Here is a 22,037-nt window from a genome sequence, read left to right on the forward strand (position 1 = left end):
GCTGTTGAGTTCTCAAGGAACGGACGCTTCCTTCGAGCCGCCTTCCAGCGGGCCCTCCGGGCGCTTCGTTCTTTCGTGTTCCCAGCTTATCAGATCCATTTTCCCGGTGTTAACCAGAGGTTTACTGATCCGACTTGCTTTGTTCACCGCTGAAGCGCGGCGACCTGAGCAACGATAGCCCGTCCTGACGCCAGTGCCTAATCGAGGCACACCGGGTGTCACCCGATCAGATGCGGGCGGCCCGCGGAGGCTGGAGGTCTCCGCGATCGTCGACGCTCAGCCAGATGCCGTAGAGTGCGGCGCGTTGGCCAAGAGGACTAGACCACTTGAACTCGCGGGGGCCGTCGACACTGGCGCGGCGTACAGCCGGGGGACGCACGTGGCGCACCCGCGAGATCCTTGCGATATGTCCCAACTTGGCATGATTTAGGCTTCAGTCGATGTCTCCGTCGCTGCCCGCGGCGGCACGCTGTACTCCGTACTTGGGAGGCTCCACCATGACCACTGTGACCTCGCCGCTGGCCGGTCGCGCCGTTGGGCTCGCTGCCGTGCCCGACCCCGTCTTTGCCGGCGCCATGGTGGGCCCCGGCACTGCCATCGACCCGGTCCGGGAGCCCACCGCTGCGGTGGCTCCGGTGGACGGTCTGGTTGTGTCTATGCACCCGCACGCGTTCGTGGTGATGGACGAGGACGGTCACGGTGTGCTGACGCACCTCGGGATCGACACCGTGCAGCTGAACGGCGAGGGCTTCGAGCTGCTGGTCAGCAAGGGCGACCAGGTCAAGCGCGGTCAGCCGGTCATCAAGTGGGATCCGGCCGCGGTCGAGGCGGCCGGGAAGTCGCCGATCTCGCCGATCGTCGCGCTGGAGGCCTCGGCCGAGCAGCTCGGCGAGGTTGTCGAGACCGGTGATGTCGCCACCGGCGGCACGCTGTTCACCTGGAACTGATCCCGGGTACATGCGCATCGTGCGCCGTCCCGCGTGCTGGCGCGTGGGACGGCGCACCGCACTATCCAGGCCGCCGAGCGGCCACCACCCGTAGTGACCCCGTGACGGACAAGCCCGGCCCGGCCCCGACGAAAGCCACGAGGAGTGGCGAACGGCCGGAGTACGGGTGAAAGGAACACAGAAAATGGAACAGGCGCTGCGCGGCGTAGGTGTCAGCCATGGTGTCGCGATCGGCCAGGTCCGGCACATGGGCACTGCGGTCCTCGAACCGCCCGCGACTCAGATCCCGACCGAGGACGCGCCGCGCGAGCAGGCTCGCGCGCAGGCGGCTGTGGATGCCGTGGCGGCGGACCTGATCGCTCGGGGAAACCTGGCGGGTGGCGAGGCCCAGGCCGTACTGGAGGCCCAGGCGCTGATGGCGCAGGACCCCGAGCTGATGGCGGATGTCAGCCGCCGGATCGCCGTCGGCAGCAGCGCGGAGCGCGGCGTGTACGACGCCTTCGCCGCCTACCGGGCTCTGCTGGCCGCCGCCGGTGACTACCTGGCCGGCCGGGTCGCCGACCTGGACGATGTCCGCAACCGTATCGTCGCCCGTCTGCTGGGTGTGCCGATGCCGGGTGTGCCGGACAGCGACGAGCCGTATGTGCTGTTCGCCCGCGACCTGGCGCCGGCCGACACCGCACTGCTGGACCCGACCCTGGTGCTCGGCTTTGTGACCGAGGAGGGCGGGCCGACCAGCCACAGCGCCATCCTCGCCCGTGCGATGGGTGTCCCGGCCGTCGTCGCGCTGCCCGGTGCGACCGAGCTGATCGAGGGCCTGGTCGTCGCGGTGGACGGCAGCACCGGTGAGGTTCTGGTCAACCCGTCCGAGGAGAAGCAGGCCGAGCTGCGGCAGGCCGCTGCCGAGCGGAAGGCCGCGCTGTCCGCCTCGTCCGGCCCGGGTCAGACCTCGGACGGTCACAAGGTGCCGCTGCTCGCCAATGTCGGTGGGCCCGCCGACCTGCCGGCCGCGCTGGATGCGGGCGCAGAGGGTGTCGGTCTGTTCCGGACGGAGTTCCTCTTCCTCGACGACTCGGCGAAGGCTCCGAGTGAGGAGAAGCAGGTCGAGGCGTACCGGAAGGTGCTGGAGGCGTTCCCGGAGAGCCGGGTCGTGGTGCGGGTGCTGGACGCCGGTGCCGACAAGCCGCTGGACTTCCTGACTCCGGTCGACGAGCCGAACCCGGCACTGGGTGTGCGGGGTCTTCGTACCCTGCTCGACAATCCCGAGGTGCTGCAGAGCCAGCTGCGTTCGCTGGCGAAGGCGGCCGAGGGGCTGCCGGTGCACCTTGAGGTGATGGCGCCGATGGTGGCCGACCGGGTGGATGCCAAGGCGTTCGCGGATGCCTGCCGGGAAGCGGGGCTGTCGGCCAAGTTCGGCGCGATGGTGGAGATCCCCTCGGCCGCGCTGCGCGCCCGCTCGATCCTCCGGGAGGTCGAGTTCCTGTCGCTGGGGACCAATGACCTCGCTCAGTACACCTTCGCCGCCGACCGTCAGGTGGGTGCGCTGGCGCGGCTTCAGGACCCGTGGCAGCCCGCGCTGCTCGATCTGATCGCCGCTGCTGCCGATGCGGCACGGTCCACCGGTAAGAGCTGCGGCGTGTGCGGCGAGGCGGCCTCCGACCCGCTGCTCGCCTGTGTGCTGACGGGTCTCGGCGTCACCAGCCTGTCGATGGGCGCAGCGTCGATTCCTTACGTGCGGAGCGCTCTTGCCAAGTACACGCTGGCGCAGTGCCAGCGGGCGGCGGAGGCGGCTCGGGCTACCGACACCGCCGAGGAGGCACGGGCTGCGGCGCAGCAGGTGCTCTCCGGCGAGTGATGCCGGGTGATGTGACGAGGTGATGAAGGGGCGGCCCCGCAGCGGGGCGCCCCTTCGTCGTTCGACCGGGACGGGTGCCCTCAGGCGCGGCGCTCGCGACCGAGGGTCTCGAAGAAGCGCAGATGGTCGAGGTTGTCGACGGAGCCCGGGTTGACGGCCTGGTCGAGGGGGGTGCCGGAGAGCAGGCGCTTGACCGGGACCTCGATCCGCTTGCCGGTGAGGGTGTGCGGAAGGCCGTTCACCGCGATGACCTCGTCGGGCACATGGCGCGGCGAGAGCTGCTCGCGCAGGGTGGTACGGATCCGGGCACGGAGTGAGTCGTCGAGCGCGGCGCCGGGGGCGAGGACGACGAAGAGGGGCATCCAGTAGCCGCCCTCCGGCTCCTCCAGGCCGATGACCAGGGACTCGGCAATCTCGGGGAGGCGCTCGACGACCTCGTAGATGTCGGCGGAGCCCATTCGGACGCCCTGGCGGTTGAGGGTCGAGTCGGAGCGGCCGTGGATGACGACGGTGCCGCGTGCGGTGACGGTGATCCAGTCGCCGTGGCGCCAGATGCCCGGGTACATCTCGAAGTAGCTGTCGCGGTAGCGATGGCCGTCGGGGTCGTTCCAGAAGCCGGTGGGCATGGACGGGAGTGGCTTGGTGACGACCAGTTCACCGACCTCACCGGGGTGCGGGCGGCCCTGGACGTCCCAGGACTCTACGGCTGCGCCCAGGCAGGGGGCCTGGATCTCGCCGAGGTACACCGGAAGGGTGGGGACGCCGCCGACGAAGCAGCTGCAGACGTCGGTACCGCCGCTGACGGAGGCGAGCCAGACGTCCTGCTTGACCTCGTCGTAGATCCACTGGAAGCCGTCGGGCGGGAGCGGGGAGCCGGTGGTGCCGATGCAGCGGACGGCGCTGAGGTCGAGATCGCGGCCCGGGTGCAGCTCGGCCTTGCGGCTGGCGATCACGTACGCGGCGGAGGTGCCGAGGACGGTGGCGCCGGTGCGGGCGGCGGCGGACCAGAGGGCACCGGTGTCGGGGTGGCCCGGGCTTCCGTCGTAGGTGACGATCGTGGACCCGACGAGGAGGCCGGCGACGAGGAAGTTCCACATCATCCAGCCGGTGGAGGTGTACCAGAGGAAGCGGTCCTCGGGGCCCAGGTCGAGGTGCAGGCCCGCCTGCTTGAGGTGCTCGACCAGGATGCCGCCCTGGCTCTGGACGATGGCCTTGGGCAGGCCGGTGGTGCCGGAGGAGTAGAGCACCCAGAGCGGGTGGTCGAACGGGACCTGTTCGAAGACGGGATCGGTGTCCGCGGCGACCAGGTCGTCCCAGTGGAGGGCACCCTCGGGGACGGGAGCTCCCAGGAGGGGGACGTGGATCACGGCGCGAAGGGTGGGCAGTTCGCGGCGCAGCTCGGCGACCACCTCGGTGCGGTCGTGGTCCTTGCCGCCGTAGCGGTAGCCGTCGACGGCGAAGAGTACGACGGGCTCGATCTGCTGGAGGCGGTCGAGGACGCTGCGGGCGCCGAAGTCGGGGGCGCAGGACGTCCAGACGGCACCGACGGCGGCGGTGGCGAGGAGGGCGACGACGGCCTGCGGGATGTTGGGCAGGTAGGCGCCGACGCGGTCGCCGGGGCGCACGCCCTGGGCTCGGAGAGCCTCGGCGAGCGAGCCGACCTGGCGGCGCAGTGCGGCCCAACTGAGGGCGGTGGGCTGCTCGGTGGTCTCGTCGAGGTGGAGGATGGCCGGCTGGTCGGCGTGATTCCCCTTCTCTCCGTTCGGAGCGGGCTTGGCATGGCGGAGGGCGTGCTCGGCGTAGTTGAGGCGGGCGCCGGGGAACCAGCGGGCACCCGGCATGGCCGTATCGGCGAGGACGGCCTCGGGCGCAGTGGAGAAGCGGACGTCGAACCACTGGGTGACGGCCGTCCAGAAGCGCTCCAGGTCCTCGGTGGACCAGGTGTGCAGGGCCGCATAGCGGGCGGCGGCCTGGTCGTCGTCCGTGGTGGGGGCGAGGGGGGCGGCAGGGGCGCCGTGGTGTTCGGCGGCCCAGGTCTGGAAGGCCACGAGCTGGGTGGCGGCGGCGCGAGCGGGGTCGGGCCGCCAGAGCGGCTGGTCCTGGGTTGGGGTGCTCACGGTGGTGGTCTCCCGGCCTGGGCGGGGACGGGTCTGCTTGTGGCGGAGCCCGTCCGACTGGCGCTGACGGTGCAGACCATGCCACGTGATCGTCGACAGCGCCAGAGTCCCGCTGGTCGGAGTGCTGAACTCCTGGTGGGGGAACCCGGCAGGGCCTGGTCAGGGATGGGCGTAGGCGCCCTGGAACCAGGCGGTGGAGACGCGGGTGTGGAACGGGAAGGCCAGTGGGACGGGGGCGGGAATCAGCTGCCAGCCGTCGGTCTCGTCGGTCGGCTTGGACGGCGGTAGCTCGGCGAGGTCACGGGCGGGGAGGAGGCCGAAGAGGCAGAGGTAGCCGCCGGCCTGGTCGGAGTCGGTGGCGACCAGGGTGATCAGGTCGGCCTCGGCCTCGATGCCTGTCTCCTCGTGGAGTTCGCGTACGCAGGCCTGTTGCCAGCTCTCGCCGTAGTCGACGTAGCCGCCGGGGAGGGCGAGTTTGCCGTAGCCGGGCTCGATGGTGCGGCGGATGACGACCAGGGCCTGGGCCTCGGGTGTGGTGACGGGGAGCAGGGTGACCACGACGGGCAGTGGGTTGCGGTAGCTGATCTCGCCGCAGCCCGGGCAGGTGCGGGGCCAGGCAACGGTGCCGGAGGGGTAGGCGGTGCCGCACCAGTGGCAGTGCGTACCGGGGCCGAAGGGGCTGCGGCGGGCCTGCTGGGTCGTCATGAGGTGGATGGTAGCGGTCTGGGAACCAGGCATGCCCCGGCTGTTGCGGGTGCTTCGTCCTCGCGGGCGGGGCGGAGCAGGGGTGGGTGGAGGATCTGGGCGTCGCCCGAGCGGTAGCAGCGGGCGCGGGGGCCGCCTCTGGCTCCGCCGCGGTGGGAGGTGGCGCCGGTGCCCTCGACGAAGCCGGGCACGGAGAGGACCTTGCGATGGAAGTTGCCCGGGTGGAGCTTCTCGTCCCAGACGGCCTCGTAGACGGCGCGCAGCTCGGGGATGGTGAAGTCGTGCCCGAGGAAGGCGGTGGCCAGCGGGCTGTACTCCAGCTTGGCGCGGGCGCGGTCGAGGCCGTCGGCGAGGATCCGGGCGTGGTCCAGGGCGAGGGCGGTGCGGGTGCGGCCCATGGTGGGTGCGGGCGGCCGGGGCGGCTCGGTTAAGACGCCGCCGTGGTGGCCGTGGGTGCCCGGAGCGGCTCCGGTCCGTCCGCCGACGCCACCCCCGTGGGCCTCGGCGGACGGGCCGGAGGCCCGGGTGGCAGCGAGGTCGAGGGAATCGACCCGGTGCCAGGCGGCGACTGCCGCGTCGGTGCCGGCCTCTGGGGCCGGTAGATCGGGAGCGAAGGCCAGGTACGCGACCGAGATGACGTGCATCCGCGGGTCGCGGCCCGGGTCTCCGTACGTACCGAGCTGCTCCAGGTGGATGCGGCTCAGCGCCGCGTCCGCGTCCGCCGTGAGGTGCAGGCCCGTCCCCTCGACGAGTTCGCGCACCGCCGCCGTCTCCAGGCTCTCCTCCCCCGCGCGGAGAAAGCCACCGGGCAGCGCCCAGCACCCCTGGTGGGGAGGCTCGCCCCGCCGCACGAGAAGGACGCTGAGCCTGCCCTGACAGAGCGTCAGCGCGACCACGTCGACCGTGACGGCTATGAGTCCGTAGGCGCACGGATCGTAGGCCGCCGACCACTGCTGATCGGGCGTCACCCTCCCTGTGGCCATGCCGCACCTCCCCCGCGGAGCCCCGGTCGTTCTCGATCTGAGCAGAACCTAGCGCATCCGTCTGACAACCGGCCAACCGTTTTTGACCTGCGGTGGAGCGGACCGCGCAGGAGGGAGCCGCCGGGGTCGTCCGGGGCTCACGGGTATCCGGTGGATGGGCCCCTCCGCGGACGGAGACCGTGCAGGGCCGGGGGTGCCCCCGAGGAGTGCACGGCTGACGTCGTACCCGGGCCCGGCCCGGCAGGCCCTAGAGTGCAGGCACCCCCAGTTGCGCTGCCAGGAGGCCCTCCGTGTCCGCCGCTCCCCCCGTCCGGCCGGTCTCCTTCGCCGAGGCGCTCGCCGCCGGGCCGCTGGTGCTGGACGGCGGGCTGTCGAACCAGTTGGCGGATGCCGGACACGACCTGTCGGACGAGCTCTGGTCGGCGCGGCTGCTGGCGGACGATCCGGCGGCGATCACCCGGGCCCACCTCGGTTACTACGAGGCGGGTGCGAGTGTCGCGATCACCGCGAGCTACCAGGCGAGCTTCGAGGGCTTCGCCCGGCGCGGCGTCGGTCGCGAGGAGGCCGGGCGGCTGCTCGGCCGGAGCGTGGAGCTGGCACGCGAGGCTGCCCGGCAGGCGGCGGTCGACCGGCCGCTGTGGGTGGCGGCCTCGGTGGGCCCCTACGGTGCGGTGCTGGCCGACGGCTCGGAGTACCGGGGCCGGTACGGGATGAGCGTGGCCAGGCTGGCGGCGTTCCACCGGCCTCGTCTTGAGGTGCTGGCGGCGGCCGGTCCCGATGTGCTGGCGATAGAGACGATCCCGGACGCGGACGAGGCCGAGGCGCTGCTGGGCGTCCTCGGCGGTCTCGGGGTGCCCGCGTGGTTGTCGTTCAGCATCGAGGGCGGGCGGACCAGGGCCGGGCAGCCGCTGGCGGAGGCGTTCGCACTGGCGGCGCAGGTGCCCGAGGTGCTGGCGGTGGGGGTGAACTGCTGCTCGCCGCGGGATGCGGACGTGGCCGTCGGACTCGCCGCCCAGGCGACCGGCAAGCCGGTGGTGGTGTACCCCAACAGCGGGGAGCACTGGGATGCCGGCCGCTGGCAGGGCCGGCCGACCTTCCGTCCGGACCGGGTGGCATCCTGGCTGGCCGACGGTGCGCGACTGGTGGGCGGCTGCTGCCGGGTCGGCCAGGACCAGATCGCGGGGCTCGCGCAGTCCGTACGCGCGCTCCGGGGCTGACCGCACGCCCCGTTCAGACAGTCCGCACCCCCGGTACAGCTGACGGCAACTCCGGGGAAACGTGCGCGCCCGGCCGTCGGCCTGGCAGACTCATGGCGATACCACTTCGGTCGACAATGTCGACCGTCTGTCAGCGGAGGTGCACATGCCCGGCCCGATCCAGTCGCTCTCGCGGGCAGCCGCGATCATGCGCCTGCTGGCCGGCGGTGAGCGTCGGCTGGGCCTGTCCGAGGTGGCCACGGCGCTCGGTCTGGCCAAGGGGACGGCACACGGGATCCTGCGCACCCTGCAGCAGGAGGGCTTCGTCGAGCAGGACCCGGAGAGCGGCAAGTACCAGCTGGGCGCAGAACTGCTGCGGCTGGGCCAGAGCTATCTGGACGTGCACGAGCTGCGCGCCCGTGCCCTGGTCTGGGCGGACGACCTGGCCCGCGCGGCCGGTGAGACGGTCTACCTCGGGGTGCTGCACCAGCAGGGCGTGCTGGTCGTCCACCATGTCTTCCGGCCCGACGACACCAGGCAGGTGCTGGAGGTCGGCTCGATGCAGCCGCTGCACAGCACCGCGCTGGGCAAGGTCCTGCTGGCGTACGACCCGGTGGCACGCGGGGAGCTGAACGAGGGCCCGCTGGAGGGCTACACCTCGCGCACCCTCACCGAACTCGGCGACATCGATGCCGAGTGCGCGCTGATCCGCGAGCGCGGCTGGGCCGACGCCATCGAGGAGACCTGGGAGGGCGTGGCCTCGATCGGTGCGCTGATCCAGGACCGGCGACGCAACCCGGTCGGCGCGGTGTGCATCAGCGGCGCGGTGGAGCGGGTCTGCGAGGACGGGTTCGTGCGTCCCTCCCTGGTCGCCTCGGTGCGCAGCGCGGCGCGGGCCATCTCGCGGGACCTGGGCGCGGGCCGCTTCTGATCCTCTCCCCTCACTGCGTGTCAGAGCGCGGGCAGGCACAAGCCTGCCCGCGCTCTGACGTTCTGTCTGTTTTTTGCATGATTTGAGCGGCTTCCTCGCCGAGGATTTCCGATCACTGTGAGTAATGGGTCACAGGAGTGTCACCCGGCCTTGACGCGGGGGCGACACCAGGGGGAAGCTTCCGCATGACGGTCGACATTGTCGAACAGTGTCCGGAGATCCCCGGGCACTTCACCGTCAGGGTGCACCCCCGGGACGGGAAGCACCCACCCGTCGCGGACTCCCCCGCCGTGACGTGCCCTCCCCCACCTGCTCCGGGCCACATGGACAAAGGAGCCAAACAGACAAAGGAGTCTGTGTGTCCGCCTTCTCCAACGGCGACATCTTCGTCGGCGAAACTCTCGGCACTGCCGCGCTGATACTCCTCGGCGGTGGCGTCTGCGCCGCCGTCACGCTCAAGAAGTCCAAGGCCGTCAACGCAGGTTGGCTGGCAATCACCTTCGGGTGGGGCTTCGCGGTCATGATCGCCGCGTACATGGTCGCCCCGAAGTCCGGCGCGCACCTCAACCCGGCCGTCACCCTGGCCCTCGCCGTCGACAGCGGCGACTGGAGCAAGGTGCCGGTCTACCTCGGCTCCCAGCTGCTCGGCGCGATGATCGGCGCCGTGCTGGTGTGGCTTACCTACTTCGGCCAGTTCCAGGCCAACGAGGAGCCCACGCTCGGCATCTTCTCGACCGGTCCCGAGATCCGGAACCCGATCCAGAACCTGATCACCGAGATCATCGCCACCATGGTGCTCTGCATGGCGATCCTCACCCAGGGCCTCAACAAGGGCCTCGGCGAGTCCGGCATGGGTGTGCTGATCACCGCCTTCGTCGTGGTCGGCATCGGCCTCTCGCTCGGCGGCCCGACCGGCTACGCCATCAACCCGGTCCGCGACCTCGGACCGCGCATCGTGCACTCACTGCTGCCGATCCCGAACAAGGGCGGCTCGGACTGGTCGTACGCCTGGATCCCGGTCGTCGGTCCGGTCATCGGCGGTCTGCTCGCCGGCGGGCTGTACCACGTCGCCTTCTGACACGGCCTCCAGCAGTACCAACGGGGTTTGCCCCGCTCGCCCGGGTGGGGACTGAAGACTGCGTCAGGCGCACCGGCCCCTACCCCATCACCCTCTTTACCGAGCCGAGGACTTCCATGACTGCCAACTACGTCGCCGCGATCGACCAGGGCACCACCTCCAGCCGCTGCATCATCTTCGGCGCCGACGGCCGGATCGTCGCCGTCGACCAGCAGGAGCACCGCCAGATCTTCCCGCAGCCGGGCTGGGTCGAGCACGACGCCACCGAGATCTGGACTCGTGTGCAGTCCGTGGTCCGCGGCGCGCTGGAGAAGGCCGGACTGACCAAGGACGACATCCGCGCGGTCGGCATCACCAACCAGCGCGAGACCACCGTGCTGTGGGACAAGAACACCGGTGAGCCCGTCCACAACGCGCTGGTCTGGCAGGACACCAGGACCGAGGCGCTCTGCCGCGAGCTGGGCCGCAACGTCGGCCAGGACCGCTTCCGCCGCGAGACCGGCCTGCCGCTGGCCAGCTACTTCGCCGGTCCGAAGATCCGCTGGCTGCTGGACAACGTCGAGGGCCTGCGCGAGCGCGCCGAGGCCGGGGACATCCTCTTCGGCACCATGGACACCTGGGTCATCTGGAACCTCACCGGTGGTGTCAACGGCGGCAAGCACGTCACTGACGTCACCAACGCCAGCCGCACCATGCTGATGAACCTGAACACCCTCGCCTGGGACAAGAAGATCGCCGAGTCGATGGAGGTGCCGCTGGCCGTCCTTCCGGAGATCCGCTCCTCCGCCGAGGTCTACGGCCACGCGGTCGGCGACCTGGAGGGCGTGCCGGTCGCCTCGGCACTCGGCGACCAGCAGGCGGCGCTGTTCGGCCAGACCTGCTTCGACGAGGGCGAGGCCAAGTCGACGTACGGCACCGGCACCTTCCTGCTGCTGAACACCGGCGAGAAGATCGTCAACTCCTACCACGGCCTGCTGACCACCGTCGGCTACCGGATCGGCAACGAGAAGCCGATCTACGCCCTGGAGGGCTCGATCGCCGTCACCGGCTCGCTGGTGCAGTGGCTGAGGGATCAACTCGGAATCATTTCAACGGCCGCCGAGATCGAGACCCTGGCGAACACCGTCGAGGACAACGGCGGCGCCTACTTCGTCCCGGCCTTCTCCGGCCTGTTCGCCCCGTACTGGCGCTCCGACGCCCGCGGTGTGATCGCCGGTCTGACCCGGTACGTCACCAAGGGCCACCTGGCCCGTGCCGTCCTGGAGGCCACCGCCTGGCAGACCCGCGAGGTGGTCGACGCCATGGAGAAGGACTCCGGCGTCGAGCTCACCGCCCTCAAGGTCGACGGCGGCATGACCTCCAACAACCTCCTGATGCAGAACATCGCCGACGTCCTGAACGCCCCGGTCGAGCGCCCGTACGTGGCCGAGACCACCGCGCTCGGCGCAGCCTACGCGGCGGGTCTCGCGGTCGGCTTCTGGCCGGACCTGGACACCCTGCGGGCCAACTGGCACCGCGCCGCCGAGTGGACGCCGCGCATGGACGACGCCACCCGGGAGCGCGAGTACAAGAAGTGGCTCAAGGCAGTCGAGCGCACCATGGGGTGGGTGGAAGAAGACGAGCACCAGAGCTGAGCTGAGCGCCGTACACACACCGTGACTCCTCCTCCTCCCCTTGGGGGGAGGAGGCTTCTCACTTGTCAGCTCACGCGGACTCATGACGGACAAGCCCTGCCCGGCGCCTTGCGGCGCATGACAGGGCGTAGCGGAGGCACAGCGTTCCGTGCCACCAGATTCAATGATCGCGAAGGAAAACCAATGGCAACCATCCCGACCCTGGGCGCCGAGCGCACCGCCGGACGCACCGCCTCCCGCGCCGAGACCCGTGAGCTGCTGGGCAAGGCGACCTACGACCTGCTGGTGATCGGCGGCGGCATCCTCGGCACGGCCGTGGCCTGGACCGCCTCCCAGGCGGGCCTCAAGGTCGCCATGGTGGACGCGGGCGACTTCGCCGGTGCCACCTCCAGCGCCTCCTCCAAGCTGGTCCACGGCGGTCTGCGCTACCTGCAGACCGGCGCGGTCAAGCTGGTCGCCGAGAACCACAAGGAGCGCCGTGCCCTGGCCACCGACGTGGCCCCGCACCTGGTCAACCCGCTGACCTTCTTCGTCCCGGTCTACAAGGGCGGCCCGCACGGCGCCACCAAGCTGGGCGCGGGCGTCTTCCTGTACTCGGCGCTGTCCGCCTTCCGCGACGGCATGGGCCGGGTCTCCACCGCCGCGCACGCCGCCCAGCAGGTGCCCGCGCTGCGCACCGAGGGCCTGCGCTCGGTCGCGGTCTACGGCGACCACCAGATGAACGACTCGCGCGTCGCCGTGATGACGGTGCGCGCCGCCGTGGACGCGGGCGCCGTGGTGCTCAACCACGCCGAGGTCACGGGTCTGCGCTTCACCGCCGGGCGGGTGACCGGCGCCGACCTGAAGGACCGCCTGGACGGCACCGAGTTCGGCGTCAACGCCCGGCTCGTCCTCAACGCGACCGGCCCCTGGGTCGACCACCTGCGCCAGATGGAGGACGCGGGCGCGGCGCCGAGCATCCGCCTCTCCAAGGGCGCGCACGTCGTGGTCAAGCGCCGCACCCCGTGGCGTGCCGCGCTGACCATCCCGATCGACAAGTACCGTGTCTCCTTCGCCATCCCGTGGGAGGACCACGTCCTGCTCGGCACCACGGACGAGGAGTACACCGGCGACCCGCGCGATGTGCGCGCCACCGAGGCCGACATCGACCAGATCCTGGGCGAGGCGGGCCACGCGATCCGTGACGAGCACCTCGACCGCGACCTGATCACCTACGCCTTCGCCGGTCTGCGCGTGCTGCCCGGCGGTCCCGGCGACACCGCCGCCGCCAAGCGCGAGACGGTCGTCACCGAGGGCCGGGGCGGCATGCTCTCGGTCGCGGGCGGCAAGTGGACCACCTACCGCCACATCGGCCGCACCGTGCTGGAGAAGCTGGCGCACGTGTCCGGCACCGGTCTGGCCGAGGACATGTCGCCGATCGCCGCGACCGTCCCGCTGCCGGGTGTCGGCGCGCCGAACGCCGTCGCGCACCGTCTGCTGATCGACCGCGAGCCCGGCTCGCGGATGCAGCCGCTGGTCGCCAAGCACCTGGCGAGCCACTACGGCACGCTCTCCTTCGAGATCGCGCACATGATCGCCGAGAACCCCGAGCTGGGCGAGCCGATCCACCCGGACGGCCCGGACGTCTGGGCCCAGGTCGCGTACGCCGCCGACAGCGAGTGGGCGTACACGGCGGACGACGTCCTGCGCCGCCGCACCACGATGACCGTGCGCGGCCTGGACACCCCGGAGATCCGGGAGCAGGTGGAGTCCTTCCTGGGGAAGCGCCGCCAGGGCTGATCCCGACTGCTGAAGGGCGGGTACCCGGGGGTTGGGTACCCGCCCTTCGGCGTGCCCGCCACCGGTCGGTCCGAAGGCTGCGCCACGCGGTGGTCAGGCCGATCGCGCGGGCAGCACGTCATCCGTCTCCGGTGGCCGGCAGGGATACTGACGGTACGTCGGAAGCAGCCCTAGATGACGAGGCTCAGCGGGAGGATCAGTGCGATGGCGACCACCGAGATCACCGTCTCCATCACCGACCACGACTTCAGCGTCTGACCGACGCTCATCCCGAAGTACTCCTTCACCAGCCAGAATCCGGCGTCGTTGACGTGCGAGAAGAAGAGCGATCCCGCGCCGACGGCGAGCACCAGCAGCGCCGCATGGGTGCTGGACATATCGGCGGCGAGCGGCGCGACGATCCCGGCGGCCGTGATGGTGGCGACGGTGGCCGAGCCGGTGGCCAGGCGGATCAGTACGGCGATCAGCCAGCCCAGCAGCAGGGCTGAGATGTGCCACTTGGCCGACCAGTCTGTGACCGCGTTGCCCACGCCGACGTCGATCAGGGTCTGCTTGAACCCGCCGCCCGCACCGACGATGAAGACGATGCCGGCGATCGGGCCGAGCGACTTCTCAACGGTGGTGGAGATCCGGGCCTTGTCGAAGCCGGCGGCCCTGCCGAGGGTCAGCATGCCCAGCAGCACGGCGGCGAGCAGGGCGATCAGCGGCGAGCCGACGAAGTCGAGGAAGCGCTGGACACCGGCCTTGGGGTCGTCGACCACCACGTCGGCCAGGGCCTTGCCGAGCATCAGGACGACCGGCAGCAGGATGGTGGCGAGCACCGCGCCGAAGCGCGGGGTGTGCTCGGGGCGCGTGCTCTCGACCGGGGTGGTCTCGGCGGGGAGTTCCAGCGGGCCGACCCAGCGCTCGGCGAGGCGGGCGAACAGCGGACCGGCGACGATCAGGGTAGGGACGGCGATCAGGAGGCCGAGTGCCAGGGTCACGCCGAGATCGGCCTTGAGCGCGTCGACGGCCACCAGCGGGCCCGGGTGCGGGGGCACCAGGCCGTGCAGGACGGAGAGTCCGGCCAGCGCCGGAATGCCGATCCGCATCAGCGGAACGCTCACTCCGTAGGACAGGGGGGCGCGCCGGGCGACCAGCAGCACGATCGGGACCAGCAGCACCACGCCGACCTCGAAGAAGAGCGGCAGCCCGAGGACGGCCGCGATGAGCGCCATCGACCAGGGCAGCATCCGCTTGCTGGACCGCGACAGCACGGTGTCCGCGATGATGTTCGCCCCGCCTGAGTCCGCGAGCAGCTTGCCGAGCATCGCACCCAGGCCGATCAGGAGACCGACGCCGCTCACCGTGGCACCGAAGCCGGTGACGAAGCTGTTGGTCAGCTTGTCGAAGGGCGCACCGGCGACGGCGGCGAGCACCCCGGAGCCGATGGTCAGGGCGAGGAAGGGATGCAGCTTCAGCTTGGTGATCAGCAGGACGATCACGCCGATGCCGATCAGCACGGCTGCCAGCAGCAGGCCGTTGCTGCTGGTGTGCGGCAGGGCCGGTGGGGCGGCCGCGAGGAGAGTGGGGGTGAGGGTCACTCGGAGTCTCCGTTGACGGGCCGCACTCCGCCCCGGGCCCGAGCGGCCCCGCTGCCGGGAGCTACGGGCCGCCGGGGAACAAGGGAGTACGGCGATGAGTGGGTACTGCGGATTCGGGAACGCCCGGAGGCGAGCGGGCTCAGAGCGACCGGCGGTAGGGGGCGCGGGTCGGTCCGAGTGCGGCCGCAGCCAGCTCGGCGAGTTGTGCGGGGGTGTGGGCGACGTCCAGTACGGTGCCGTGCTCGTCCGGCTGGAGCGGTTCGAGGGTGGCGTACTGGGAGTCGAGCAGTGAGGACGGCATGAAGTGCCCGGTGCGGTGGGCGAGCCGGTCCTCGATCAGGGCGTGGCCGCCGCTGAGGTGCAGGAAGAAGGCGTCCGGGCAGCCGGCCCGCAGGATGTCGCGGTACTGCCGCTTGAGTGCCGAGCAGGTGACGACGCCGCCCGTCCCGTCCTGGGCGCGGTCGCCGAGCCAGTCGGCGAGGGCCCGCAGCCAGGGCCTGCGGTCCTCGTCGTCGAGCGGGACTCCGGCCGTCATCTTGGCGATGTTGGCGGGCGGGTGGAAGTCGTCGGCCTCGGCGTACGGGAGGTCGAGCCGCTCTGCCAGCAGCCGGGCGACGGTGGTCTTCCCGACTCCGGAAACGCCCATGACCACGACGATGGGGCGCTGGATCTCGACGCTGAGAGCCATAGGTGGTGCTCCTGTTCTGCCTGCTCGGCTGCAACCTTCGCCTAAAGATATGACTTATTCAAGACTCCGGAACGCAATCGTCATACTTTCTATGCCTGGCGGCCGGTCGCCTCGGCGGCGGCCTCTACCCTGGACGGATGGACATCCAGGGCCTGCCCGGCCGACTCCTCGCAGACCTCGGACCAGCCATCGCCTCCGGCGAACTCCCGGCCGGCACGGTGCTGCGCAGCGAGGAGCTGGAGGTCAGATACGGCGTCTCCCGCACGGTGGTCCGGGAGGCGGTGCGCATCCTCGAGTCGATGCGGCTGGTCACGTCCAAGCGGCGGGTGGGCATCACCGTGCAGCCCAAGTCGGACTGGGACGTCTTCGACCCGATGGTGATCCGCTGGCGCCTGGCCGGGGCGGACCGTTCGGCCCAGCTGCGCTCGCTCGGTTCGCTGCGGGTGGCGGTCGAGCCGGCCGCCGCCGCCCTGGCGGCCCGTCAGGCCACCGACGACCAGCGGCGCGAACTCGGCGCACTGGCCGTCGAACTGACCGTCACCGCCCGCGCGGCCGACCTCACGAGCTTTCTGCAGCACGACATCGCCTTTCACGCGACCATCCTGCGGGCGTCCGGGAACGAGATGTTCGCGCATCTCGGCGACACCGTCGGCGCGGTGCTCACGGGCCGGACGGAGCATCACCTGATGCCGCACCAGCCGCGGCCGTACGCGGTGCGGCTGCACCGGGAGGTGGCGGACGCGATCTGCGCGGGCGATGCGGAGCAGGCCGAGCAGGCGATGCGCACCATCGTGGTGGGGGCGCTCGAAGAGCTGAACGTAACCGTGGACTGATCCTTATGCCCGTTTTGGGCATGATTCGGCGTTTTGAGGGAATGATTGACGCCGAATGGGGCAGTCTGTCGCACGGGGGTGCTTCACCGTGGGCCGCCCCGCTTCAGCATGCCGTCCGCGCCTGGGGGTCGCCGATGTCCGCTGCACGCCGCCGCCTGCCCGACGAGGTACGGTCCGCCGCCGTCCGGGCCTGGCTGATCTTCTCGTGCACTCTGGTGAGCCTGATGGTGGCGGTCGTGGCCTCCTACGGACACAGCTGGCTGCTGACACCGGCTCTGCTGACCACCGGACTCGGGGTGTTCGGCACACTCTGGTGCCTGCTGGAGATTCTGATCTCACGTCAGATCGCCGCTCAGCGGCTGCGCGGCCCGGGCTCGGCCTCGCCGCCGGCCGGGAGCCGGGAGACGAAGCGGCGCCCGGATCCCCACCGGACGCCGCTTCAGGGTTGACCGGGCCGGGCTCCGCCGGACCAGGACAGGACCTAGCCGCTAGCCGCGCTGGCCGACCACGTAGTCGTACTGTTCGGGCCAGCGCCGCTCGGCACCCAGCTCGCGGGCGGCGTGCAGCGGCCAGTACGGGTTGCGCAGCAGCTCGCGGCCGAGCAGCACCACATCGGCCTGGCCGCTTGCGACGATCTCCTCCGCCTGGGCCGGGTCGGTGATCAGGCCGACCGCACCGGTGGCCGCACCGCTGCCCTGGCGCACCTGGGCGGCGAAGGGCACCTGATAGCCGGGGCCGAGCGGGATCCTGGCGTCGGGGACATTGCCGCCGGAGGAGACGTCGAACAGATCCACGCCGATGGCCTGGAGCTCCTTGGCCAGCCGGACGGTCTCCTCCGGCGTCCAGCCCGGCCGGCCGTCGAGCCAGTCCGTGGCCGAGACCCGGAAGACCAGCGGCAGCTCCTCGGGCCACACCGCACGGACGGCCGCCACCACCTCCAGCGCCAGCCGGGCGCGGCCGGCGAAGGAGCCGCCGTAGCCGTCGGTGCGGTGGTTGCTGAACGGGGAGAGGAACTGGTGGATCAGATAGCCGTGCGCGCCGTGCACCTCGGCCACCTGGAATCCGGCCGCCAGAGCCCGCTTCGCCGCGTCGGCGAAAGCCCGCACCACGTCCTGGATCTGATCGACCGTCAGCTCGTGCGGTGCCGGCCTGTCCGCACTGAAGGCCAGCGCGGACGGGCCGACCGTCTCCCAGCCGCCCTGCTCCGCCGAGAGGCCGGCGCCGCCCGCCCTGGGACGGTCGTTGGACGCCTTGCGCCCGGCGTGACCCAGCTGGATCCCCGGGGCCGAGCCGTGCTGCCTGATCAGCGCGGCCACCCGGGCCAGCCCCTCCTGCTGCCGGTCGTTCCACAGCCCGAGGTCGTACGGCGAGATCCGGCCTTCGGGGCGCACCGCGGTGGCCTCGACCATCACCAGACCGGCCCCACCGGCGGCCCGGGCGCCCAGGTGCGCAAGGTGGAAGTCGGTGGCGACGCCGATCTCGGGCCCCTCGGCCGCGGCCGAGTACATGCACATCGGCGACAGCCAGATCCGGTTGGGGATCGTCAGCGAACGGAGGGTGATCGGCTCGAACAGGGCACTCACGACTGCTCCTTGGGGTCCTTGGACGGGGTGAGCGAGGCTCCGAAGACAGTCGTACGATAACTCTCGTAGTACGACATCTGTCAAACTACGATTACTCTCGTACCATCGAGAGGTGACCCAGAAGACCTCAGCCGCCCCCGAGGCCCCAGCCGCCCCCGACGAGTCCGGCGTGCTGCCGGAGCCCGCCCCGAAGGAGATCCGCCTGGAGTCGGTGATGCATGCCCTGGCGGACCCTTGCCGACTGCGCATCGTCACCGAACTGGCCGTCCAGCAGCACGAGATGACCTGCCAGGCATTCGGCCTGCCGGTGAGCAAGTCCACCAGTACGCACCATTTCAAGGTGCTGCGCGAGGCAGGGGTGATCCGCCAGTACCGCAAGGGCACGGCCAGGATGAGCCGCCTGCGCCGGGCGGAGCTGGACGGGCTCTTCCCCGGCCTGCTGGAGAGTGTGCTGAACGGCGCGCTCGCCCAGCGGGCACGTCTTGGCGAGTAACGGCGACATCCGGGTCAGTGCTTGCCGACAGTGAAGATCAGTCCGCCCCGGCGTCGGTCACCGGTGGACTCCCCCGGGTTCGACGGCCGCGCCGTTGCGCAGCTGGACGAGCAGCTCACCCTGGTCCGCAAGCAGGTCGGTGAGGATCCGACGCGCGGCGCGGAGCAGCTCGGCGACGTCGGGAGTGCCCAGCTCGTACACCACGGCGTCGCCCTCGCGGGTCACGGTGACCAGTTGGGTACGGCGGAGCACGGCGAGTTGCCGGGAGAGGCTGGAGGCCTCGATGTCGATCTGCTCGAGGAGTTCACGGACGGGGCGCGGGCCGTCCTGAAGGAGCTCCAGGACACGGATCCGGACCGGGTGACCGAGGGTGCGGAAGAACTCCGCCTTCGCCTGGTACAGCGGGACCGGCATCCTCAGTCCTCTTCCTCCCCCTCTTCGTACCGGGTGTGCGGGATGTCGATGCCGTGCCGTTCGGCAATGCGCAGCAGGCTGGCTATTCGCCCCCGGTACGCGTCCACGCCGTCGTCGTCCCCGGCCTCGCGTGCACTCGCGAGGTCGAGGCGCGCCTGGTCGAGCTGCTCGCGCAGCTCCTGGGCGAACACATCGGTCACGCGTACAGGATCTATGAATGTGAAGAATTCTTCAAGTCGACGAGCGGCCGGACCGGTACGTGGCGGTGCCGGCCGGCCGCCGGGGTGCGGAAGCAGCCGCTGAGCCCGGTGGCAGGCGGCCGCGCGACCGGCGCCGGGGCGAGCAGGACGCGATCGGCCCCGCACCGCCGCAACGCGGCGGTGCTCGCGCAGTGGCCACCAACTCCTTGCTCGGGCACGCGAGTTGACACCCATGGCCCGCACAGCGGGACGGTGCGACCCACGGACACGGCGCGGTGGCCGACGCTGGCGCAGACTCCCCCCGCCGGCCACCGGCTCCGCATACGCACGCCCCCACCTCCCGGCCTCGACTCCTGCACGGAAATGATCCGCATTGATATCAGTTGCCAGTTGCCCAGCAGCGAAATAGGTTTACATTACCCTCCGAACTCGCCACTGTGATCTCCGTCACTGCAAAACAGGCACGCTCGTGTACTATTTCCAGCGATCGAGCACGAGAATCGCAAAGGACTCGCGAGTTCGCATCAAACGGGGGTGTTTCCAGCATGCCGCACATGGTAATTTCTCGCATTGCACGCTGCCTGCCAGGACGGCCGCAGCGGACTGCTATTCCTCGGCCGTCCGGCCGTTCCAGCCAGGCCGAATCCTTGAGCTGACCTGCCCGTCCAAGCTTCCCCTGGCAGATCCCAAAGGGATCTCCGCGTACACAAAAACGCACCGCGAAAGGCCATCAGCCATGCCTTCACGGAAATTATTAGAGTTATTTCTCGAACAGGCCGGGAATCGCCCCGACTCGTGTGCCCTGGTATTCGGCGACGAGCACATCAGCTACCACCGCCTGCTGGATCTGGCACTGGAACTGCGTTCCGCGATGGCGGAACTCCGGGTGTCGACCGGGCGGCCGGTGTGTGTCCCGGCCGTGAAGACACCGGAGACCGTCGGACTGCTGCTGGCCTGCCTGATGGACCGTCGGCAGGTGCTGCTGCCCTCGCCCGAACTGGGCCAGGACGTACTGCGGTTGCTCTGCCAGCAGTCCTCCTGTGCGCATGTCCTGGCGGCCGAGCGCTCCGCCGAGGGACCTGCCGTACTGGGAATCCGCTCCGTACCGGCCTCGGCCGAGGCGGCCGCAGGATTCGTCCTGCCGGCCCCGGACGAGGCCATGCTCTTCCTCACCACCTCCGGCTCGACCGGAACTCCCAAGATCGTGCCCATCGGTACCGAAGCGGCCGACCGCTTTCTGAGCTGGAGCGCCGAGCAGTTCGAACTCGGAGCCGACACCGCGGTACTGAGCTACGCCCCGCTGAACTTCGACCTGTCGCTGCTCGATGTCTGGGCCCCGCTGCGAGTCGGCGGCCGTGTGGTCCTGGTGGATCAGTCGCGGGCCACCGACTCCACCTATCTGGCCGAGCTGTTGGAGACCCACCCCGTCCATCTGGTCCAGGCCGTGCCGATGTTCTACCGGCTGCTCGCCGACGGCGGGCGAGGCGACGAGCGGCCGTACAAGAGCGTGGCGCACGTGGTGTTCACCGGCGACGCGATGCCGCACGGCCTGCTGGTCCGCCTCCCCGAGGTCTTCCCCTCGGCGCGGTTGCACAACATCTTCGGCTGTACCGAGACCAATGACAGCTTCCGGCACGAGGTCGTGGTCGAGGAGCTCGCACCCGACGAGCGGATCCCCATCGGGCGGCCGCTGCCGGGGGTGGACGCCATCGTCGTCGGCCCCGACGGGAAGCCCCTGGACGGGGAGTGCACCGGGGAGTTGCTGGTGTCCACGCCCTTCCAGACCACGGGCTATCTTCAGGCCCGTCGCAACGAGGGGGTGTTCGCCGCGCACCCGGACGGCGGGACCGGGCGGACGTACTACCGCACCGGCGACATCGTGACCCGGCGGGCGGACGGCGTCCATCTGCTGGAGGGACGCGACGACTTCTACGTCAAGGTCCGTGGTGTACGGACCAATGTGCAGGAGATCGAACAGGTCATCCTCGGCCACCCCGAGGTCCGCGACGCGGCGGTGGTGGCCCTCCCCGACGAACTGGCCGGCGCACGGCTGTACGCCGTCGTGCAACGCGAGCCGGGCAGCTCGCTGAACGGCCTCACCCTGCGCACGCACTGCGCACGGCTGCTGCCGCGCCCGTCCATTCCCGCCACGGTCGTCGTCGCGGACGACTCACTGCCGCGCACGCCCACCGGAAAGCCCGACCGGAATCTCATCAAGCAGCGACGGATGGAAATGGAGACGACAGTTTCATGACGACGAGCGCCGAGATCAAGGAATTCATCACCGCCAAGTTCCTGCCGGACACCGATCCAGCGGAACTCACCGACGACTACGACCTGGTGGAGAACGGCGTCATCGACAGCCTCGGCCTGCTCCGGGTTATTTCCTGGGTGGCCGAGACCTATGGACTCCCGCTGGACGACATCGCCATCGCTCCGGAGAACTTCCGCAGCATCGAGGCGATCCGGAACTTCGTGGACGAGTCCCGGAGAACACTGCCGGTCGCCTGACCAGCCGACCGGCCTTCGCTGATCGGCCTTCCCTCATCAGCTGAATCCCGTACAGCTGATTTCCGCACATCACCAGATTCAGGAGAAGCACGAGATGATCATTCGCAGCCTGGACGACGTCAAGGCCGTGGAGTGGGGCAACGGCGTCAGCCGCCGACTGCTGACCGAGGCCGACGGGATGGGCTACAGCCTGACCGACACCCTCGTCTACAAGGGCACGTCCTCGCCGCTGCAGTACGAGCGGCACCTGGAGGCCTGCTACTGCGTCGAGGGCAGCGGCGCGGTCGGCACCGTGAGCGGCGAGCGGATCGAGATCAAGCCGGGCACCATGTACGCCCTCGACAAGCACGACGCGCACTACCTGATCGCCTCGGACGACGAGGACTTCCGGCTGATCTGCGTCTTCACCCCCGCGCTGCGCGGTGACGAGACGCACAGCCTCAGCGAGGACGGCTTCTCGCGCTACTGACCCCAGGGTCATGGCTCATCGCCTGACATGGGCCGACC

The 22,037-nt window shown here is 70.4% G+C and carries 21 protein-coding genes; 13 read left to right on the top strand and 8 right to left on the bottom strand.

Going from position 1 to position 22,037, the window contains the following annotated elements; genetic code table 11:
• Positions 1–497: 497 nt before the first annotated feature.
• Both P3T39_RS25300 and ptsP read left to right on the top strand, forming a co-directional pair.
• Positions 498–947, top strand: a complete 450-nt coding sequence (locus tag P3T39_RS25300; protein WP_280701240.1) for a PTS glucose transporter subunit IIA — start codon at positions 498–500, stop codon at positions 945–947.
• A 184-nt stretch (positions 948–1,131) separates the two neighbouring features.
• Positions 1,132–2,802 (top strand): phosphoenolpyruvate--protein phosphotransferase, encoded by a 1,671-nt coding sequence (gene ptsP / locus P3T39_RS25305; protein WP_280701241.1) that lies wholly within the window; start codon positions 1,132–1,134, stop codon positions 2,800–2,802.
• Between the two features lie 80 nt (positions 2,803–2,882).
• Here ptsP and P3T39_RS25310 read toward each other — a convergent pair whose 3' ends face one another.
• The 3 genes from P3T39_RS25310 to P3T39_RS25320 form a co-directional block, all read right to left on the bottom strand.
• Positions 2,883–4,919: an acetoacetate--CoA ligase gene (locus P3T39_RS25310; protein WP_280701242.1), complete on the bottom strand. Its 2,037-nt coding sequence runs from the start codon at positions 4,917–4,919 to the stop codon at positions 2,883–2,885.
• 159 nt (positions 4,920–5,078) lie between these two features.
• Entirely contained in the window at positions 5,079–5,624 is a 546-nt protein-coding gene (locus P3T39_RS25315; protein WP_280701243.1) for an NUDIX domain-containing protein, read from the bottom strand.
• Positions 5,621–6,607, bottom strand: a complete 987-nt coding sequence (locus P3T39_RS25320) for an NUDIX domain-containing protein (protein WP_280701244.1) — start codon at positions 6,605–6,607, stop codon at positions 5,621–5,623. The genes P3T39_RS25315 and P3T39_RS25320 overlap by 4 nt, the downstream gene beginning before the upstream one ends.
• Before the next feature lie 290 nt (positions 6,608–6,897).
• Here P3T39_RS25320 and mmuM point away from each other — a divergent pair, with 290 nt between their 5' ends.
• From mmuM to P3T39_RS25345, 5 genes are all read left to right on the top strand, one after another.
• Complete coding sequence (gene mmuM / locus P3T39_RS25325; RefSeq protein WP_280701245.1) at positions 6,898–7,824, top strand: homocysteine S-methyltransferase; 927 nt, start codon at positions 6,898–6,900, stop codon at positions 7,822–7,824.
• 145 nt (positions 7,825–7,969) lie between these two features.
• On the top strand, positions 7,970–8,734 hold the full coding sequence (locus P3T39_RS25330; protein WP_280701246.1) for an IclR family transcriptional regulator: 765 nt from the start codon (positions 7,970–7,972) through the stop codon (positions 8,732–8,734).
• Between the two features lie 358 nt (positions 8,735–9,092).
• Positions 9,093–9,812 (top strand): MIP/aquaporin family protein, encoded by a 720-nt coding sequence (locus P3T39_RS25335; protein WP_280701247.1) that lies wholly within the window; start codon positions 9,093–9,095, stop codon positions 9,810–9,812.
• A gap of 116 nt (positions 9,813–9,928) precedes the next feature.
• Positions 9,929–11,446 carry a glycerol kinase GlpK gene (gene glpK / locus P3T39_RS25340; protein WP_280701248.1) on the top strand — a complete coding sequence of 506 codons (1,518 nt, stop codon included), beginning with the start codon at positions 9,929–9,931 and terminating at the stop codon, positions 11,444–11,446.
• A gap of 183 nt (positions 11,447–11,629) precedes the next feature.
• Entirely contained in the window at positions 11,630–13,225 is a 1,596-nt protein-coding gene (locus P3T39_RS25345; protein ID WP_280701249.1) for a glycerol-3-phosphate dehydrogenase/oxidase, read from the top strand.
• Between the two features lie 170 nt (positions 13,226–13,395).
• Here P3T39_RS25345 and P3T39_RS25350 read toward each other — a convergent pair whose 3' ends face one another.
• Together P3T39_RS25350 and P3T39_RS25355 are read right to left on the bottom strand one after the other, a co-directional pair.
• Entirely contained in the window at positions 13,396–14,766 is a 1,371-nt protein-coding gene (locus P3T39_RS25350) for a gluconate:H+ symporter (protein WP_280701319.1), read from the bottom strand.
• Positions 14,767–14,947: 181 nt separating this feature from the next.
• Entirely contained in the window at positions 14,948–15,496 is a 549-nt protein-coding gene (locus P3T39_RS25355) for a gluconokinase (protein ID WP_280701250.1), read from the bottom strand.
• 137 nt (positions 15,497–15,633) lie between these two features.
• Between P3T39_RS25355 and P3T39_RS25360 the strand changes: the two genes are divergently transcribed.
• Both P3T39_RS25360 and P3T39_RS25365 read left to right on the top strand, forming a co-directional pair.
• Positions 15,634–16,329 carry an FCD domain-containing protein gene (locus P3T39_RS25360; protein ID WP_280701251.1) on the top strand — a complete coding sequence of 232 codons (696 nt, stop codon included), beginning with the start codon at positions 15,634–15,636 and terminating at the stop codon, positions 16,327–16,329.
• Between the two features lie 134 nt (positions 16,330–16,463).
• On the top strand, positions 16,464–16,778 hold the full coding sequence (locus P3T39_RS25365; RefSeq protein ID WP_280701252.1) for a hypothetical protein: 315 nt from the start codon (positions 16,464–16,466) through the stop codon (positions 16,776–16,778).
• Positions 16,779–16,817: 39 nt separating this feature from the next.
• Here the strand turns inward: P3T39_RS25365 and P3T39_RS25370 are convergent, their stop codons facing one another.
• Positions 16,818–17,912 (bottom strand): NADH:flavin oxidoreductase/NADH oxidase, encoded by a 1,095-nt coding sequence (locus tag P3T39_RS25370; RefSeq protein WP_280701253.1) that lies wholly within the window; start codon positions 17,910–17,912, stop codon positions 16,818–16,820.
• 169 nt (positions 17,913–18,081) lie between these two features.
• Between P3T39_RS25370 and P3T39_RS25375 the strand changes: the two genes are divergently transcribed.
• Positions 18,082–18,405 (top strand): helix-turn-helix domain-containing protein, encoded by a 324-nt coding sequence (locus tag P3T39_RS25375; RefSeq protein WP_280701320.1) that lies wholly within the window; start codon positions 18,082–18,084, stop codon positions 18,403–18,405.
• Between the two features lie 57 nt (positions 18,406–18,462).
• On the opposite strand, the gene P3T39_RS25380 is transcribed toward P3T39_RS25375, so the two are convergent.
• Both P3T39_RS25380 and P3T39_RS25385 read right to left on the bottom strand, forming a co-directional pair.
• The gene (locus tag P3T39_RS25380) at positions 18,463–18,819 is read right to left on the bottom strand and encodes a metalloregulator ArsR/SmtB family transcription factor (protein WP_280701254.1); all 357 of its coding nucleotides are present in this window, start codon (positions 18,817–18,819) and stop codon (positions 18,463–18,465) included.
• A 2-nt stretch (positions 18,820–18,821) separates the two neighbouring features.
• On the bottom strand, positions 18,822–19,019 hold the full coding sequence (locus tag P3T39_RS25385; protein ID WP_280701255.1) for a hypothetical protein: 198 nt from the start codon (positions 19,017–19,019) through the stop codon (positions 18,822–18,824).
• Positions 19,020–19,755: 736 nt separating this feature from the next.
• Here P3T39_RS25385 and P3T39_RS25390 point away from each other — a divergent pair.
• From P3T39_RS25390 to P3T39_RS25400, 3 genes are all read left to right on the top strand, one after another.
• Positions 19,756–21,273 (top strand): AMP-binding protein, encoded by a 1,518-nt coding sequence (locus P3T39_RS25390; RefSeq protein ID WP_280701256.1) that lies wholly within the window; start codon positions 19,756–19,758, stop codon positions 21,271–21,273.
• Positions 21,270–21,530: an acyl carrier protein gene (locus P3T39_RS25395; RefSeq protein WP_280701257.1), complete on the top strand. Its 261-nt coding sequence runs from the start codon at positions 21,270–21,272 to the stop codon at positions 21,528–21,530. Before P3T39_RS25390 ends, P3T39_RS25395 begins: the two co-directional genes overlap by 4 nt.
• 94 nt (positions 21,531–21,624) lie before the next feature.
• Entirely contained in the window at positions 21,625–21,999 is a 375-nt protein-coding gene (locus tag P3T39_RS25400) for an ectoine synthase (protein WP_280701258.1), read from the top strand.
• The last annotated feature ends 38 nt before the right edge of the window (positions 22,000–22,037 follow it).

This window comes from Kitasatospora sp. GP82 (assembly GCF_029892105.1).
Taxonomy (GTDB): Bacteria; Actinomycetota; Actinomycetes; order Streptomycetales; family Streptomycetaceae; genus Kitasatospora.